Genomic DNA, 17,078 nt, shown 5'->3' with positions numbered 1-17,078 from the left:
GACACTCCTCCAAATGCCCGAAAAGACGATAGGCCGCTGCATCCCGCTCCGCGGTCGGTGGGCAATGATGCAGGGGATTCGGCAAATGGCAGATAAAGTTCCGGTCGGCAGGATAGCCGGTCTTGAAGCGAACTCCAAAACAGGTCTCCGGTCAGCCCGGAAGCGACAGCCGCCGTCTCCTGTCGGAGCAGGCGGTTTTCCCCATTTGGTGCGGCGGAAAACGCTGGCTTTCCGCCCTCTCCGCACCCTCGAACATCAAACCGACTATAGCGGGTCGGAAGATGAAGGCAGCTCCTTGCTGTCCTGCGTTCTGTCGCGATGGATCACGGCGCGGCTGAGCAGCATGAGCGTTACCGGCGTTGTGACAACCACAAAGACGGTAATGACCACTTCATGCAGAATCGGCTTCGATTGCAAGATGGAGAAAAATATAATCGACGCGATCAGGATCCCGCCCGCTCCGAACGACGAGCCGAGCGTGGGCGCATGAACGCGCTCGTAAAAGCTCTTGAAGCGGACGAGGCCGATGCATCCGACAAGCGTCAGGAACGCGCCGCCCAGCAGGAAAAATGAAATGATGACAGCGGCCCAGACGGGAATTTCGCCTGCATTGATCATTCGATCACCTCCCCGCGCATGAGGAATTTGGACAGCGCCACGGTAGCGACAAAGCCGAGAAGAGCGATAATCAGCGAGGCTTCGAAATAGATGATGCTGCCCGTGCGTATGCCGAATGTAATCAGCAGCAGCAACGCGTTGAGGTAAAGCGCATCGGTCGCAAGAATGCGATCCTGTGCGCGCGGACCGACCAGAAGCCTGTAGACTGCGCAGGCCATGGCGCCAAGAAGCATCAGCTGAGCGAAAAGCAGGGACCAGAAGATGATGACTGCGCTCATGCGGATTTCTCCCCCTCGATGATGTCGGCGGCTGTAAATATCTTGATGAGCGGCTGCTCATACCGTCCCTTGATCGTATCCCGCCACGCCTGCGCATCGTCCAGATCAAGCACGTGGATCGTCAGTTCGCGCCTTGCGGCGTTATAATCCACCCAAGCCGTGCCTGGCGTCGCGGTGATTATGCAGGCGAGCACGGCAAGCGCAGTCCGGTTTTCCAGATCGAGCTGGATGACGACGAAGCCCGGACGCCGCTTGCGCTTGCGCGACAGGATGATCCCCGCAACGGCGATATTCGATTGCAATATGTCATAGCTTATGGCTCCGAACAGCCAGAGCATGGTCGGGACAGAGCGAATATGGTTCTTCTGCGGCTGCAAGGCCGTCATGATGAGGCATGCAATGATTGCGATGATCGCACCGAGCAGGAACTGCGCCCGTGTGAAGCCATTTAAAAGCAGCCAGAACAGAAGCAGCGAGGCGAACAGAAGCGGATAAGGCAGGATTCTCTTCACTGTGCCTCCTCCGTTTGCATGCCAGCGCGCGGCGCATTGAGAACGCTGCTGATATAGGATGCAGGATTGTGCAGCGAACGCGCCGTTTCGTCCATGTAACGCATCGCCGGACCGGCTGCGATCGTCAGCGCCAGACAGATTGCCAGAAGTCCTGCGATCGGCACAACTTCGCGCACCAGAACACGCGGCACGTTACCTTCGAGCGAAGCCCAGAAGGTACGGATGCCGGTACGTGTCATCGCGATCAGGGCCGACAGGCCGGATAGGAGAACAAGCGCAACCAGTGCCCAGCTTGCCGGGCTGACCGGCATTGCAAGCTGCGGGGTTGCACCCTCTCCGTTGAACACCGCCGCCAGGATCAGAAATTTGGCGATGAAGCCCGAAAACGGCGGAAGACCGATCAGCAATATCGCGCAAATCCCGAAGAACGTGCCTAGGACGGCAAGGGTCGCAGGCAATACCGCGCCGATCTCGTCCTCTTCTTCTTCCTCCTCATCGTCACCATAGGCTTCCATGGTAACGGCGAGAACGTTGGCGGCTGCGTCCTGCCCACGTTCGATCAATTCGATCAGCAGGAAAAATGCGGCAATTGTGAGTGTCGAACTGACCATGTAGAAAAGTGCCGCACCTGTCATGGCGGTGTTGCCGCTGCCGATGGCGGCCAGCAAGGTGCCGGAGGATACTAGAATGCTGTAGCTGGCGAGACGTCCCATCGCTTGCGATGCGACGACGCCGATCAGGCCGAAGGCAAGCGTTACCATCCCGCCGAAATAGAGCCAGTCATTGCCGAAGCCATAGGATGAACCGGCACCGATGCCGAACATCAGCGGCGACAGGCGCAGAAGGACGTAGATGCCGACCTTGCTCATGATGGCGAAGACGGCCGCAACCGGTGCTGCTGCTGCAGTATAGGTTGGCGCGAGCCAGAAATTGAGCGGCCACATGCCTGCCTTGACGAGGAACGCTACGCCCAGCACCGCGGCGCCTGCTTCAAGCAGCATACGATCTTCGGGCGCTACCTGTGAAATCTTCTGCGCAAGATCGGCCATGTTCAACGTGCCGGTCACACCGTAGATCAGGCTGACACCGATCAGGAACAGCGACGAGGCGACGAGGTTGACGGCGATATAATGCATGCCGGCCTTCACGCGCGCCGGACCGGAGCCGTGTAGCGCCAGCCCGTAGGACGCAGCCAGCATGACTTCGAAGAACACGAAAAGGTTGAACAGGTCGCCGGTCAGGAATGCGCCGTTCAGTCCCATCAGCAAAAGCTGGAATATCGTATGGAAATGCGGACTGGCCTTGTGCCAATGGGCAAGCGCAAAGCTGAGCGATGCCATGCCGAGCAGGCTTGTCAGCACCAGCATGAGGGCCGCGAGGCGATCAAGCACCAGAACGATGCCGAATGGCGCGGGCCAGTTCCCGATCAGGTAGACCAGAGCGTCGGGCGCCCTTTCGCTCGCCATGCCTGCAAGCGTGATGGCAATCGCGATCAACCCCAGGGTCGAAATGGAGTTGATGGCCATCTTGAGCTTGCGCTTGCGCTCATCGAACAGCAGCAGGACGGCCGCCGTGACGAGCGGCAGGACGATTGGCGCAACGATGAGATGTGTTTTCCAGTCCAACATCAATTCTCCTTGCCGTCCACGTGGTCCGTACGTGTCAACCCGCGTGAGGCGAGCAGCACGACAAGGAAAAGTGCGGTCATTGCGAAGCCGATGACGATGGCGGTCAGAACGAGCGCCTGCGGCACAGGATCGGTATATTGCGTGGCCTGAACGTCAACACCGTTATCGAGTACGGGGGCCGCATTGGTGCGAAGCCGCCCCATCGAAAAGATGAAGAGATTGACCGCGTAGGAAATCAGCGACAGGCCAATTGCCACCTGGAAGGTGCGCGGGCGAAGGATCAGCCACACGCCGGATGCCATCAACACGCCGATTGCCAGAGCAAGAACGAGTTCCATCAGTTCTCCTCCTTCGTTGCGGCCAGTTTCTCGACACGGTGTTTGCGGAGCGATTGGTGCGCGAGAGCGATCAAAACGAGCACCGTAGCGCCGACCACGAGGGTGAAGACACCAAGATCGAACAGCAGGGCGCTGGCTGTCGGCATTTTTCCGATATGCGGTATCTCCGTATACTGGAAGAAGGTTGTGAGGAACGGATAGCCGAAGAACCACGATCCCGCGCCTGTTGCACCGGCCAACAGCAGGCCCATCCCGATCCAGCGCAGGGGCAGGATGCGCAGGCGGTCCTCCACAACGCGCGCGCCTGACGCCAGATATTGCAGCAGGAATGCAATTGCGAGCGTGATACCGGCCGCAAACCCGCCACCCGGCAGATCATGACCACGCAGGAACAGATGCACTGCCAGCACAACGATCACCGGGAAAAGCCATTGCATGATGACGGACGGCACGGCCAGATAATCGGCCAATGTTTCACCTGCCTTGCGGTCGGGCGCTGCCTCGTCATAGGCGTCCTGTATTTTCTGTTGGGCGGTCGATCCGGTCGTGTCAGGCGCTGGACGAAAACGTCGCAGCAGCGCAAAGACCGTAAGACCGACAATACCAAGGACGGCGATTTCGCCGAACGTATCAAAAGCGCGGAAATCGACCAGAATGACATTGACGACATTCTTGCCGCCGCCGCCCGAATAGGCGTTTTCGAGGAAATAATCGCCGATGCTGCTGGGAGACAGGCGCGTCATCACGGCATAGGCGATGACAGCCACACCTGCCCCGCTGCCGATGGCGAGCAACAGGTCGCGATAACGGCGGATGCGCGGGCCGATCTGCACCGGAAGCGGATCCGGATCTTCCCAACGCTTCGGGAGCCAGCGAAGCCCAAGCAGCAGCAGGACGGTGGTTACGATCTCGACGAGCAACTGCGTTACCGCAAGATCGGGCGCGGACAGCCAGACGAAGGTGATGCAGGTGATGAGCCCCGCCCCGCCCAGAAGGATAAGCGCTGCCAGCCGGTGATACTTGGCCTGATAGGCCGCCCCGACGGCACAGGCCCCGCCAAGTATCCAAAGTCCGGCGAAGATCGGGTCCACCGGCTGCGGACCAAGCGAACCGGATTGCAGGCCGGAGGCGAAAATCGGCCAGGCGGCGGCAAGGACCGCCACCGCGACCACGATACGGAGTTGCGGCTGCAGACGGCGCGTGCTGAGGAAAGCTTCCGCCTTGCGCGCCCAGTTCCACGACAGGGTTACAAGAACACGCTCGAAAATGCGCTGTCCCTGCAAGTGCCGGAAAAGCGGAGGGCCGTCTTCGCTCGTCGCGAGATAGTTCTTCAGCATCCAGTGCAAAAGAATGCCGCCGATCATGGCCACGATACTCATCATCAGCGGCAGGTTGAAACCGTGCCAGACCGAGAGGCTATATTCCGGCGTCGCATGACCCAGCACCGACAGCACGGCCGAATGCAGGAACGGCCCGATCGACAGTCCCGGAATGATGCCGATCAACAGGCAAAGCAGAACCAGAAGCTCGATAGGACGGCGCATCCAGTGCGGCGGTTCATGCGGCTCATGCGGCAGATCATGCGGCGGCGGTCCGAAGAACGTCGAATAGATGAAGCGCACCGAATAGGCGACCGTGAAGATGCCCGCGATGGTGGCCACGTAAGGCGTGATCGTGTCGAGCCAGGACGCCATATGGGTTTCGACCGCTTCGGCGAAGAACATTTCCTTGGAAATGAACCCGTTGAGCAGCGGCACACCGGCCATGGCCGCGCTCGCCACCATGGCAAGCGTCGCCGTATAGGGCATGGGGCGCAGGAGCCCGCTCAGCCTGCGCATGTCACGTGTGCCGGTTTCGTGATCGATGATGCCGGCGGCCATGAAAAGCGATGCCTTGAAGATCGCATGGTTAACCATGTGGAAGATCGCGGCGACTGCTGCCAGCGGACTGCCAAGCGAAAGCAGGACTGTAATCAGGCCAAGATTGCTGATGGTCGAATAGGCGAGCAGCCCCTTGAGGTCCTGCTGGAAAACCGCAAAGAAACTCGCGATCAGAAGCGTGATCAGGCCCGCCGAACCGACGATCCAGAACCACTCCTCAGTTCCGCTTAAAACCGGCCAGAGGCGGGCAAGCAGGAAAACGCCAGCCTTCACCATTGTTGCCGAATGCAGATAGGCCGATACCGGCGTCGGCGCTGCCATGGCGTTCGGAAGCCAGAAATGGAACGGAAACTGCGCGCTTTTGGTGAATGCGCCAAGCAGGATCAGGATCAGCGCCACGCTGTAGAGCGGATGCGTGCGAACGAGGTTGCCCGCTACCAGGACCTTGTCGAGATCGTAGCTTCCGACGATATGCCCCAGGATCAGAACGCCTGCCAGCAGACAGAAACCGCCTATGCCGGTCACCGTCAGCGCCATTCGCGCACCATCGCGGGCGCTGGCATTGTGATACCAGTAACCGATCAGCAGAAACGAGAAGATGCTGGTCAGTTCCCAGAATACCGCAAGCAATATCAGATTGCCCGACAGAACCACGCCGAGCATCGATCCCATGAAGGACAAAAGGAACGAGAAGAACCTCGGCACGGGGTCTTCCGGCGACATGTAGTAACGCGCGTAAATGACGACCAGAAGGCCGATGCCCGTGATGAGCATCGCGAAAAGCCAGGCAAAGCCGTCCATCCGGAAGGTGACGTTGAGACCATAGGCAGGGAGCCATTCCACGGTGCCGCGAAGCACCTTGCCGTCCGACACGATGGGATAAAGGCTGGCGGTGACGATAAAGGCGACAAGCGCAATCGCTGCCGTAAACCAGGCCGAACCGCTGCGATCCGCCCCCCTGAATAGTCCGGTTATGGCGCTGCCGAGAAATGGTAGAAGGACAAGCAGGAAAAGCATTCTGCCGTCCATCGTCATGCGCCACAGGCCTCCTAGCCGAAATCAAGGTTGATCCGAAGCAGGCACCGCTCAAGAAAACAGCAACAGAATCGCTCCGGCAAGTTGTAGAGAGGAATCATATGTTCCGATGGCGTTATTATGACGGGCCACGGAACATTATGGCAATAGCTTTCAATGGCTTATCGCGCGAATTTGAATCATTTTATGGTTCATCTTGCCGGAAAATCTATAATTTGTCGGTTGCTGCGGACCGCGATTTCCGACGATTGGACATATTGTCCCGAATATCTTTCAGCCGAATGACATGATCTTATTGGGACGATTGCCGCAGGAATGGCTTTTGGAGAGGTTCTTATCCTTCAAGCAAGATCGCTGACAGCCGCTCGGCCTGAACGCGGATATCCGGTACGGCTGTGACCTCCCAGAATGCGCCTTTCGTGACTGGCCCGATCGCGAAGAACGGACCTGATGGTTCGCCTCGCGCATTGAGAAGCTGAAGGTCGCGGGTAACATCCAATCCGAGATCGAGCGCATCCGGCCGTGCCAGCCCATGCTCCATGAGGCCGATCAAAGCCGCATTGCGGGTTGTCGAGAAACGCGGATTTCCGCCACGGCAATCAATGACGGTCGCGACATGCTGCTTTTCGATCTTCTCACTGCGGCGCGGGCGATAGCGAATTTCCATCCCTCCCCCTTCGTCGCGTACTGAAACGAGATGACCGGCCGTGATTTTGAGTTGCCCGTGCTTCATGGCAGATTCGATGCGATCCGCCACGGCGGGAGCCATGCGGTGACGATGGACATCCCACCATGGGCGCAGATGCCGGAGGAAACTGCGACGCTGTGAGGTCGGCAACCCCGCCCAGACATGCTGTGTATGCGGCCGCAGACCGTCCATTACGCCGCGCCAGCCGGAACCCGATTTTTCCGCTTCCGCCATCATGGTGCGCACGCGTCGCATGAGCTTGGAAAGCCCGAGCGAGACCGGAAGGTCGTCGGCTGCGACGGGAAAAACCTGCGCAGGGGCATGGCGTGCCGGAAGAAGCCCACGGCGCGAAATGGCATATATTTCCGCACGATGACCATTGTCGAGCAGCGACAACACGCTGTCGATCATCGAGAGGCCTGTACCAAATATCGCCACAGGTGCATCCGTCGGCACATCGAAATACCCGTTGCTTGCCCAGTATTCCGCAATCTGGCCGCCCGATTTCGCAATAGCGGCCTCATTGCCCGTTGCAAGAATGACCGCATCCGCGGCGAAGGTTTCGCCGGTTTCGGTGACAACCGTCGGCCTGCCAGCTTTGAGCGCCACATCGACGACGCCTGTCCTTTCGACCGTCAATCGTGAGCTGCCGGCAGAGAGATAAGGCTCAATCAGATGCTCCAGATAGGCGCGATAGACTTTGCGCGGCGCAAAACCGTGCGGTTCCCACCGGTCGCCACTCTCCTGCAACCAGTTGAGGAAGTGATCCGGCTGGTCGGGAAACGCGCTCATATTGCTGGCGCGCACATTAAGCAGATGGCTGGGATTTTCCGTCGCGTAAGCGATCCCCGCTCCCAACCTGCCCGACCGTTCGAAAATTCGCACAGACGATTCCGGTGAACGCCCGAGCAACTGTGCAGCCAGAATGATGCCGCTTGCCCCGGCGCCGATGATGATAAATGACTTCAAACTATCGTGACCTCATCCCAATTCCCGACAACGACCCGAATAGAGCGCCGTCAAAACCCGCCCTATAAATCTCACTAATTTAGTTAGATTCCAATAAAGAACCGCTCTTGTAAACCCCGCAAAACCGGGCCAATTGCCGTACGGCTGATGGACAATGAACCCGTGTTCGCTCCAGGCACATGGCGGGAAAGTAAACAGTCAGGAGAAACCAGCCACGTATCGTTGACAGTGTGTTTCAGAAACACGGGCTGGCCTCAACCGCCCGAATAACAATATCTAGCCCAACACTATCCCAACAGGTTGCCTCGAAATCCCAAGCCGGACAGCCTGCCAGACCGCTGAAACACAGGACCCAGTCATGAATAATTCCCTGCTGAATTCCATCAAGAAGCGCCGTACGCAGTATGCTCTGGGCAAGTCCCTTCCGCTGTCGAACGAAGATGTGGCCGAGCTGATCCGCGAAGCGGTCAAGCACACCCCTTCGTCCTTCAACTCGCAGAGCTCGCGTGCCGTGATCCTGTTTGGCGCCGAGAGCGAGAAGCTGTGGAGCGTCGTGAAGGAAACGCTTCGCCAGATCGTTCCGGCCGACGCTTTCGCGCAGACGGAAGCCAAGGTCGACAGCTTCGCTGCCGGTGCCGGTACGGTTCTGTTCTATGAAGACCAGAGCGTTGTTAAGGGGCTTCAGGAAAACTTCCCGCTTTATGCCGACAACTTCCCGGTCTGGTCCGAACAGTCCGGCGGCATGGCACAGCATTCGGTTTGGACCGCGCTCGCCAATGCAAATATCGGCGCCAGCCTCCAGCACTACAACCCGCTGATCGATCAGGAAGTTGCCCAGACTTGGGACATTCCAGCCTCGTGGAAACTCCGCGCCCAGATGCCGTTCGGCTCAAACGAACAGCCTTTCGGCGAAAAGGCTTTCATGGACGACGGCGACCGTTTCAAGGTTTTCTTCTAATCGTTCATTGTATCGAAAAAGACCGGGCCGGAGGAGTTTCCTCCGGCTTTTTCGTTTTGGCGGTAAAATATTTCACCAGGCCGTTGTCCCCTCTCCAAAAGCTGGATGTAATGGAGATGCTTCAAGAGAGTCGCGCCCAAGCGACAAGCTTGTGAAGCTTCATCAGAACGGGCCGCAATTGCACGACATGTGCAGATTGCGCGGTCCGAAGGGGAATTTGCATGACAACCGTAATACCGCCATTTGCTCATATCAAGGCAGCCCACAACAAGCGCGGCGTTGCACGAAAGCTGCTGCGCGCATCCATGCCGGCTGCGCTCGCGATCACTCTGCTTCTGTCAGCGTCGCCAAAAGCGGTGGAAGCCGCAACACCGGCCGACACGCTCGTCATAGCGATGAGCATCGATGATGTCATTTCACTCGACCCGGCTGAGATCTTCGAGATCACCACATCCGAAATCCTGACCAGCACCTATGAGCGGCTCATCACGACCGATACCAAGGACCCGACCAAGATCGTCCCGCAGATTGCCGAAAGCTGGACCTTCTCCGACGATGGCAAGTCGATTACGTTCAAAATCCGCAAGGGGCTGAAATTCGCCTCCGGCAATCCGCTGACCGCGCAGGACGCCGCCTATTCGCTGCAGCGCGCCATCAAGCTGGACAAGAGCCCGGCGTTCATTCTGAGCCAGTTTGGCCTCACCCGGGAAAACGCCGATCAGAACATCGTCGCGACCGATGACGAAACGCTTGTTTTCACTACGGGCAAGGCATTTGCGCCAAGTTTCGTCCTGAACTGTCTCACTTCCAGCGTGGCGTCGATTGTCGACAGCAAGCTGGTGAAGGAGCATGAACAGAAGGCGGAAAAGACCAAGGATTACCCCTACGAAACCGACTTCGGTTACGAATGGCTGAAGAACAACTATGCCGGTTCCGGTCCCTTGGCGCTCAAGCAATGGCGTGCCAATGAAGTGCTGCTTCTCGAACGCAACGAAAACTATTCCGATGCAAAACCGGCGATGAAGCGCGTCATCTATCGCCATGTGAAGGAGGGTGTTTCACAGCGCCTGCTCCTTGAGGCGGGCGATATCGACATTGCGCGCAATCTGGAACCCGGCGACATTGAAGAACTGAGCAAGAACCAGAAGTATCACGTCCTCAATGCACCAAAGGGCCGCGTCTATTATCTGGTGGCCAACCAGAATGTGCCGGAACTTGCAAAGCCCGAAGTCCGGCAGGCGCTCAAATACCTGATCGATTACGATACGATCGAAGCGAAACTCATCAACGGTATCGGCCGCACACATCAGTCCTTCCTGCCTCTCGGCATGTTCGGCGCTGTCGGTGACAAGCCGTTCTCCTATGATGTCGATAAAGCCAAGGAGCTGCTTGCAAATGCAGGTCTCAAGGACGGCTTCAAGGTGACGCTCGACGTGCGCAACACGCAGCCATTTGTCGGCATCGCGGAAAGCATCCAGCAGACCATGGGCAAGGCGGGCGTTCAAGTGGAAATCCTGCAGGGAGACGGCCGGCTGACGACCACCAAGGTTCGCGCACGCAAGCATCAGATGGCGCTTGGCATCTGGGGGCCGGACTATTGGGACCCGCACACCAATGCGGTCACCTTCACCAACAATCCCAACAATGGCGAAGACGTCTCAATGCGCACGAGCGCATGGCAGGCCCATTGGGATATTCCGGAGTTGACGGCGGAAACCATGGCTGCCGCTGAAGAGCGCGATACGGCCAAGCGTGAGGAGATGTATCACGACCTCCAGAAGAAGTTTCAGGAAACCAGCCCGTTCGCGATCATCTATCAGCAGATCGAAACAGCTGTGACGGCTCCGAATGTGCACGATTTCAACATGGTTGCCGACGCCAACTATGTCCAGACCGTAACGAAGGACTGACGCGATGCGAAAAGGCCGGGCGCTTTGCCCGGCCTTCTTATTTCCCGTCCTCGAAGCTGAAGGGCGGCAATTGCTCCAGCGCCGATTTCAGCGCTTCCGACCAGCTTTCCGATACTGTCTGATAATAAGGATCGGTAGCCTCGAACCGTTTGCGCGCGCCATGCGCGAAACTGTCGGCTTCGTAAATCTGCATGTCGAGCGGAAGTCCCACCGAAAGATTGGCTTTCAGGGTGGAGTCGAACGAGACGAGCAGCAGCTTCACCGCCTCCTCGAAACTCATCTGCTCCTGATAGGCGCGGACGAGGATGGGTTTACCGTACTTGTTTTCCCCAATCTGGAAGAAAGGCGTGTCTGCGGAACTCTCGATGAAATTGCCTTCCGGGTAGATATAGAAAAGGCGCGGCTGGCCGCCCTTGATCTGCCCGCCGAGAATGAACGAGGCGCCAAATGCATCGGCGTTCTGGCCGCCGGTGGCGGAGTTCTGGATGACTTCCTTGACCGTATCGCCGACAAGACGTGCGACCTGGAACATTGAGGGCGCATCAAAGACCGACGGGTGCCGGTCTGCAGGAGCCTTCATGCGTTCTTCCAGAAGACTTGCCACCGCCTGGGTAGTCGCGAGATTGCCTGCTGAAAGCAGAACGATCACACGTTCACCGGGCTTGGACCAGCTTCGCATCTTCGAGAAAACGGAGATATTGTCGAGCCCGGCATTCGTCCGCGTATCGGACATGAACACAAGGCCGCGATCGATTTTCATTCCAACGCAATAGGTCATAAGCAATATCCGGCAGGCAACTGGCTATTCAGAAGGATCACTGCCCTACATTGATGTGAACCGCAAGACTTTCCGCAGCACCGCCGAGCCGGACGCCCGAGATCGGCGCAGCGTCGCGATAGTCCAGCCCGGTTGCAATCCGCACATAACGGTCATTCGGACAGATATTGTTGGCGGCATCGAACCCCACCCATCCAAGGCCGTCGATATGAGCTTCGGCCCAGGCATGGCTTGCGGTCTGTTCCTCGACGCCTTCCATCATCAGATATCCCGATACATATCGGGCGGGAACGCCGATAAGCCGGGCCGTCGAAAGAAAGATATGGGTGTGATCCTGACAAACGCCCTTGCCGGCGTTCAGTGCATGTTCGGCATCCGTGGAAACGCTCGTCGTTCCCGGCATATAGGCAACCGCCTTGTGTATGGCGTTCATCAGATCGTGCATCAGGGCAAGTCGTTCCTGCCCTGTCGGGAGGTCGCCAGCCAGCGCCTTGATCCGCTCGCCCGGCATCGTCAGCGGTGTCTCACGCTCGAAAAGCCAGAGCGGTGCAAAGCCATATACGGGCCCGAGCACACCGACCCTGTCTTCCACATCGATGCTGCCGCTTGCCGTTATGACGATCTCGCTGACATTGCGGGCGTGCTGGACCAGATCGGTCTTGTTGCCAAAACCGTCGACATAGGAAACCTCCGGCTCGCCTCCTTCAATTTTCAGTTCCCAGTGTTTCACGACCTGACCCGGCACCGTTGGCGGACGCAGCCGCACCCTCTGCACCGCATAGGGAACCGGGTGGTCGTAGCGATAATGCGAAACGTGCCGGATATTGAGCAGCAAGCGAAGACCTCAATAGAAATTATAGGTTTCAGCGATCTCGTTGCCGAGCCGGTTGTTGCGGGTGATGAACTCGGTCAGGAATTCATGCAAGCCCATATCGAAGATCGCAGATATGTCCTGATTTTGCAGGCTTGCATAGATTTTGTCCGCTGTCTCGTGACAGGCGGCGCGATTGTCATAATCTTTCGACAGGTAGTCGAGATGCTCTGCGATGCTGCGATAGCAGTAATGAAGCGAACGCGGCATGCGACCGTTCAAGATAAGATAGTCAGCGACCTGTGCCGGACGATAGTCGCCATCATAGACCCAACGGTAGGAACGATGCGCGGACACCGAGCGGAGAATGGACTCCCATTGGTAATTGTCGAGCGTGGTGCCGACATAGGAAATCGCAGGCAGCAGAACATAGTATTTCACATCAAGGATACGGGCCGTGTTGTCCGCGCGTTCGATGAACGTGCCGAGGCTTGCAAAATCGAAGATTTCGTTGCGCAGCATCGTGCCGTGGAAAGAGCCGCGAATAAGTGCCGTTTCGCGCTTTATCTGGTCGAGGAGTTGCGGAAGGTCGCTTTCCTTCAACGGCTTGCAGAGCGACTTTTTCAGCGACATCCATGCTTCGTTGACGCTCTCCCACGCTTCCCGTGTCAGTGCCGTGCGCACCATGCGGGCATTGGAGCGCGCGGTCTCAAAGCATGTCATCACGCTCGACGGATTATCCGCATCGCGCAGCAGGAAATCGGCGACATTGGCGGCGTTATAGACATCGTATTTTGCCGAAAAACCCTGACTTGCGCCTGCCGAAACCGCCACCGATGACCATTCTTCGGGTGCATCTGAAGTTTTCGTCAGTGCCATGCGAAGACCCGCATCGACAAGGCGCGCCATGTTTTCGGCCCGCTCTATATAGCGGAACATCCAGTAAAGTCCGTTTGCCGTACGGCCAAGAAGCATAAATCATTCCCCTCTTCGCGCCCTGATCTTGCCGTCAGTTGCAGCACGTCAATCCAATTGTTTCAGTCGTCGAGTACCCACGTATCCTTGGTGCCGCCACCCTGACTGGAATTCACGACGAGCGATCCCTCCTTCAACGCCACACGCGTAAGTCCGCCCGGCGTTATGCGGATGCGATCCGAAACCAGAACGAAGGGGCGCAGATCGACGTGGCGCGGTGCAAGTCCGCTCTTGGTGAAGATGGGCGTGGTTGAAAGCGCCAGTGTGGGTTGAGCGATATAGTTGCGCGGCCTTGCTTTCAATTTCTCGGCGAAAACATCGCGTTCGGCCTTTGTCGAAGCGGGTCCGACCAGCATTCCATAGCCGCCAGAGCCATGGACCTCCTTGACCACAAGCTCGGCAAGGTTGTCGAGCACATAAGCAAGGCTGTCCGGTTCGGAGCAGCGCCATGTCGGAACGTTTTCGAGAATGGCCTTGCGGCCCGTATAGAACTCCACGATTTCCGGCATGTAGGAATAGATCGCCTTGTCGTCGGCGATGCCGGTCCCCGGTGCGTTGGCAATCGTGATATTCCCGGCCCGGTAGACATCCATGATACCGGCAACGCCAAGCGTCGAATCCGGCCTGAATGTCAGCGGATCCAGAAACGCATCATCCACGCGCCGGTAGAGCACGTCGATGGCGCGATACCCTTGCGTGGTCCGCATCGCCACACGTCCGTCCACAACGCGCAGATCGCTTCCCTCGACCAGTTCGACGCCCATCTGGTCGGCAAGGAATGCATGTTCAAAATAGGCGGAGTTGTAGATGCCTGGCGTCAGCACCGCGACGGTCGGAACATCTTGCGTGCCGGGAGGCGCAACGCTTGCCAGCGACTGGCGCAGCAATTGCGGATAATTCTCGACCGGGCGAACCTTGACGTTCTGGAACAGCTCCGGAAAGAGCTGCATCATGGTTTCGCGATTTTCCAGCATATACGAAACGCCGGATGGCGTGCGGGCATTGTCTTCCAGCACATAGAACTGGTTTTCGGCTGTGCGCACGATATCGACGCCGATAATATGGGTGTAGACGTTGCCCGGCGGGCGGAAGCCGATCATTTCCGGCAGGAAGGCTTCATTTTTGGAAATCAGCTCTTTGGGAATGCGCCCTGCCCTGACGATCTCCTGACGATGGTAGATGTCATCGAGAAAAGCGTTCAGCGCCATCACGCGCTGTTCGATGCCCTGCGACAGACGCCGCCATTCCTGCCCTGAAATGATGCGCGGAATGATGTCGAACGGAATAAGGCGTTCGCCCGCCTCCTGGTCGCCATAGACGGCGAAGGTGATGCCCGTCTTGCGGAACACGCTTTCGGCGTCGTCGCTCTTCTGCAGAAGTTTGTGCGGATCCTGTTGGTCGAGCCATTGCTTGAGAAATTCGTAAGGCTGGCGGACATTCCCGCCATGGTTGAGCATCTCGTCGAATGGCTTCACTTACTTCCCCTTCTTTTTCCCTATTATTCAGTCCGGGCTCAGGGAAAAGCAAGTCAGGAAATCATGCAAAAGCGCAAAGCTGGGTTGCGCATTTTCATCGCGACAGCAGGACTATGACGCATTCTAATAGCCGCGCAAATGTTGCCCGCGATGGTTCAGCCCGGTCGATGCGCCTTAACGACGCCCGGATCGGTCTCGATACGCCCCGCCCCGATGAGGTCGAGACAATAAGGCACCGCCGGAAAAATCGCCTGCAAGGTCATCGCAATCGAAGCAGGCTTGCCGGGAAGATTGAGAATGAAGCTCTTGCCGCGACTGCCTGCCGTCTGGCGGGACAGGATGGCGGTCGGGGTCTGTTCAAGGCTGACGCGGCGCATCAGTTCGCCAAAACCCGGCAGTTCCTTGTGGAGGACGGCCTGCATGGCCTCCGGCGTTTCATCACGCGGGCTCGGTCCGGTGCCTCCCGTCGTTAGGATGAGATCACAGGCTTCGTTGTCGCAAAGATCGATAAGCGTGTCGCGGACCGATTCCATACCGTCCGGAATCACCCGGCGGACTGTTTCATAAGGTGTGACGACTGCGCTTTTCAGCCATGCTTCCATGGCCGGGCCGCTCTGATCTTCGTATTCCCCGCGACTTGCGCGGTCGGAAACAGTCACGAAACCGATCTTTACCATCACATTCTCACAGCAAGTTTCTGGCTCTCAATAAACGTCTGGCGGACTTATAGGCGCTCGCCGGTTTGATGTGAAGGTTTGCGCGCAAATGAAAACGCCGCCCGAAGGCGGCGCTTTACATAAGGCGTAACTCAGAAGTTATGGCGTAACGTCGAAGCCGAACCACTTTTCCGACAGACGCTTGATCGTGCCGTCAGCCTTCGCGGCTTCAATGGCATCATCAAACATCTTCTTCAGTTCGGTATCGTCCTTGCGCAGGCCGACGGCGACGCCACGGCCCAGAATGCCGCCCTTGAAGAACGGTCCGGTCATGACGATGTCTTCATTACCCGGCTTCTTGGCAGCGTCGGTGAGGTAAGCGAGCGAAGCCACGACGAGATCGACACGACCCGACTTCAGGTCCAGGTCATGCTGTTCCGTGGTCTTGTATTCACGGATGTCGATATTGTCCTTGAAGTACTTGTCGAGGAGCGACAGACCGAGCGAAGCGGACTGGACGCCGACGGTGCGGCCCTTGATTTCGGCAGATACTTCGTCAATTGCCTTCTGTGCGGCCGCTTCGTCCTTGGCGAGATAAAGGGTCTCGCCGGTGTGCGGCAGCTTGGCGTAAGGGCTGTCCTTCAGCGTTGCGAAGGTCTGCGGCGTCAGGCCGTAGGAAATCGAGAAGCTGATGGTTTCTTCGCGCTTCGGCGTTGCCGTGAGGCCGGCCATGATCGCATCGAATTTGCCGGCATTCAGTGCCGGGATGATGCTGTCAAAAGGCTGCGCGACCAGTGTGCACTCGACCTTCATGCGGGCGCAGAGATCCTTGTAGAGTTCGACTTCATAGCCGTCCAGCGAGCCATCGGGCTTGGTAAAGTTGTAAGGACGGAATGCGCCTTCCGTGGCGATGGTGATCTTCGTCCACTTCTTTTCCTCGGCATGGGCCGAAATGCTCGTCAGAGCGAGAGCGGAAATGAACACGGCTTTGAAAAGTCCGATGGTCTTCATTACAGTTATCCTATTGCGGGTGTTTCTGTCCGGCTGGCGCCGGAATACAGAATTTCGATAATCAGGCAGCGTTCTCGTGGCTGATGAATTTACGGAAGCGTTCCGACTTTGAGTTGGCGAAGACGTCTTCGGGCTTTCCGTCTTCTTCCACCAGGCCCTGATGGAAAAACACGACGCGGTTGGAGACGTCACGGGCAAAGCCCATTTCATGGGTCACGACCAGCATGGTGCGGCCCTCTTCTGCGAGGCCACGCATGACGCGCAGCACTTCACCGACCAGTTCCGGATCAAGGGCTGAGGTCGGCTCGTCGAACAGCATGACCTTCGGCTTCATCGCCAGCCCGCGCGCAATCGCGGCGCGCTGCTGCTGTCCGCCCGAAAGGTGCGCCGGATAGAAGTCACGCTTGTCGGCAATGCCGACCTTTGCCAGCAGCGCTTCTGCTTCCGCCACGCATTCCGCGCGCGGACGCCCCTGCACATAGATCGGCGCTTCGATGATGTTTTCCAGAATGGTCTTGTGCGACCACAGATTGAAGCTCTGGAACACCATGCCCAGTT

16 protein-coding genes are annotated in these 17,078 nt (G+C 57.8%); 2 read left to right on the top strand and 14 right to left on the bottom strand.

All coding sequences use genetic code 11. From position 1 onward, the window contains the following. Window positions 1-264: 264 nt before the first annotated feature. The 7 genes from mnhG to ACS5UA_RS19865 all read right to left on the bottom strand — a co-directional run bounded on the left by mnhG (window position 265) and on the right by ACS5UA_RS19865 (window position 7,946). Entirely contained in the window at window positions 265-618 is a 354-nt protein-coding gene (gene mnhG, locus ACS5UA_RS19895; RefSeq protein ID WP_006468802.1) for a monovalent cation/H(+) antiporter subunit G, read from the bottom strand. Next, the gene (locus ACS5UA_RS19890; protein WP_006468801.1) at window positions 615-896 is read right to left on the bottom strand and encodes a K+/H+ antiporter subunit F; all 282 of its coding nucleotides are present in this window, start codon (window positions 894-896) and stop codon (window positions 615-617) included. Before ACS5UA_RS19890 ends, mnhG begins: the two co-directional genes overlap by 4 nt. Next, window positions 893-1,408, bottom strand: coding sequence for a Na+/H+ antiporter subunit E (locus ACS5UA_RS19885; RefSeq protein ID WP_021586074.1), 516 nt, complete (start codon window positions 1,406-1,408; stop codon window positions 893-895). Before ACS5UA_RS19885 ends, ACS5UA_RS19890 begins: the two co-directional genes overlap by 4 nt. After that, window positions 1,405-3,033, bottom strand: a complete 1,629-nt coding sequence (locus tag ACS5UA_RS19880; protein WP_025090358.1) for a monovalent cation/H+ antiporter subunit D — start codon at window positions 3,031-3,033, stop codon at window positions 1,405-1,407. The genes ACS5UA_RS19885 and ACS5UA_RS19880 overlap by 4 nt, the downstream gene beginning before the upstream one ends. Window positions 3,034-3,035: 2 nt before the next feature. Beyond that, entirely contained in the window at window positions 3,036-3,374 is a 339-nt protein-coding gene (locus ACS5UA_RS19875) for a Na+/H+ antiporter subunit C (protein ID WP_006468798.1), read from the bottom strand. Then, window positions 3,374-6,289, bottom strand: a complete 2,916-nt coding sequence (locus ACS5UA_RS19870) for a monovalent cation/H+ antiporter subunit A (RefSeq protein ID WP_021586076.1) — start codon at window positions 6,287-6,289, stop codon at window positions 3,374-3,376. Before ACS5UA_RS19870 ends, ACS5UA_RS19875 begins: the two co-directional genes overlap by 1 nt. A 334-nt stretch (window positions 6,290-6,623) precedes the next feature. Continuing rightward, the gene (locus tag ACS5UA_RS19865) at window positions 6,624-7,946 is read right to left on the bottom strand and encodes an FAD/NAD(P)-binding protein (protein WP_021586077.1); all 1,323 of its coding nucleotides are present in this window, start codon (window positions 7,944-7,946) and stop codon (window positions 6,624-6,626) included. Window positions 7,947-8,304: 358 nt separating this feature from the next. Between ACS5UA_RS19865 and ACS5UA_RS19860 the strand changes: the two genes are divergently transcribed. Next, window positions 8,305-8,904 carry a nitroreductase family protein gene (locus tag ACS5UA_RS19860; protein ID WP_021586078.1) on the top strand — a complete coding sequence of 200 codons (600 nt, stop codon included), beginning with the start codon at window positions 8,305-8,307 and terminating at the stop codon, window positions 8,902-8,904. Window positions 8,905-9,125: 221 nt separating this feature from the next. Continuing rightward, window positions 9,126-10,814 carry an ABC transporter substrate-binding protein gene (locus ACS5UA_RS19855; RefSeq protein ID WP_021585595.1) on the top strand — a complete coding sequence of 563 codons (1,689 nt, stop codon included), beginning with the start codon at window positions 9,126-9,128 and terminating at the stop codon, window positions 10,812-10,814. A gap of 37 nt (window positions 10,815-10,851) precedes the next feature. Here the strand turns inward: ACS5UA_RS19855 and ACS5UA_RS19850 are convergent, their stop codons facing one another. The 7 genes from ACS5UA_RS19850 to ACS5UA_RS19820 all read right to left on the bottom strand — a co-directional run. Next, window positions 10,852-11,592 carry a proteasome-type protease gene (locus ACS5UA_RS19850; protein WP_006471297.1) on the bottom strand — a complete coding sequence of 247 codons (741 nt, stop codon included), beginning with the start codon at window positions 11,590-11,592 and terminating at the stop codon, window positions 10,852-10,854. A 37-nt stretch (window positions 11,593-11,629) separates the two neighbouring features. Beyond that, window positions 11,630-12,427, bottom strand: a complete 798-nt coding sequence (locus ACS5UA_RS19845; RefSeq protein WP_021585596.1) for a transglutaminase family protein — start codon at window positions 12,425-12,427, stop codon at window positions 11,630-11,632. Between the two features lie 9 nt (window positions 12,428-12,436). After that, a complete protein-coding gene (locus ACS5UA_RS19840; protein WP_006468791.1) occupies window positions 12,437-13,378 on the bottom strand; it encodes an alpha-E domain-containing protein in 942 nt (313 codons plus the stop codon). 62 nt (window positions 13,379-13,440) lie between these two features. Continuing rightward, window positions 13,441-14,853: a circularly permuted type 2 ATP-grasp protein gene (locus ACS5UA_RS19835; RefSeq protein WP_025090364.1), complete on the bottom strand. Its 1,413-nt coding sequence runs from the start codon at window positions 14,851-14,853 to the stop codon at window positions 13,441-13,443. Between the two features lie 155 nt (window positions 14,854-15,008). Continuing rightward, window positions 15,009-15,530, bottom strand: coding sequence for a molybdopterin adenylyltransferase (gene mog / locus ACS5UA_RS19830; protein WP_021585598.1), 522 nt, complete (start codon window positions 15,528-15,530; stop codon window positions 15,009-15,011). A gap of 138 nt (window positions 15,531-15,668) precedes the next feature. After that, complete coding sequence (locus ACS5UA_RS19825) at window positions 15,669-16,520, bottom strand: transporter substrate-binding domain-containing protein (RefSeq protein WP_006468787.1); 852 nt, start codon at window positions 16,518-16,520, stop codon at window positions 15,669-15,671. A gap of 61 nt (window positions 16,521-16,581) precedes the next feature. After that, window positions 16,582-17,078 (bottom strand): ATP-binding cassette domain-containing protein (locus ACS5UA_RS19820; RefSeq protein ID WP_443101724.1); only part of this gene is annotated, 497 nt, incomplete at its 5' end.

Origin of the sequence: Brucella sp. RRSP16 (assembly GCF_052246815.1) — a bacterium.
GTDB lineage: Bacteria > Pseudomonadota > Alphaproteobacteria > Rhizobiales > Rhizobiaceae > Brucella > Brucella intermedia.
The sequence above is the reverse complement of the archived record's forward strand: the minus strand, read 5'-3'. Positions and strand labels throughout refer to the sequence as shown.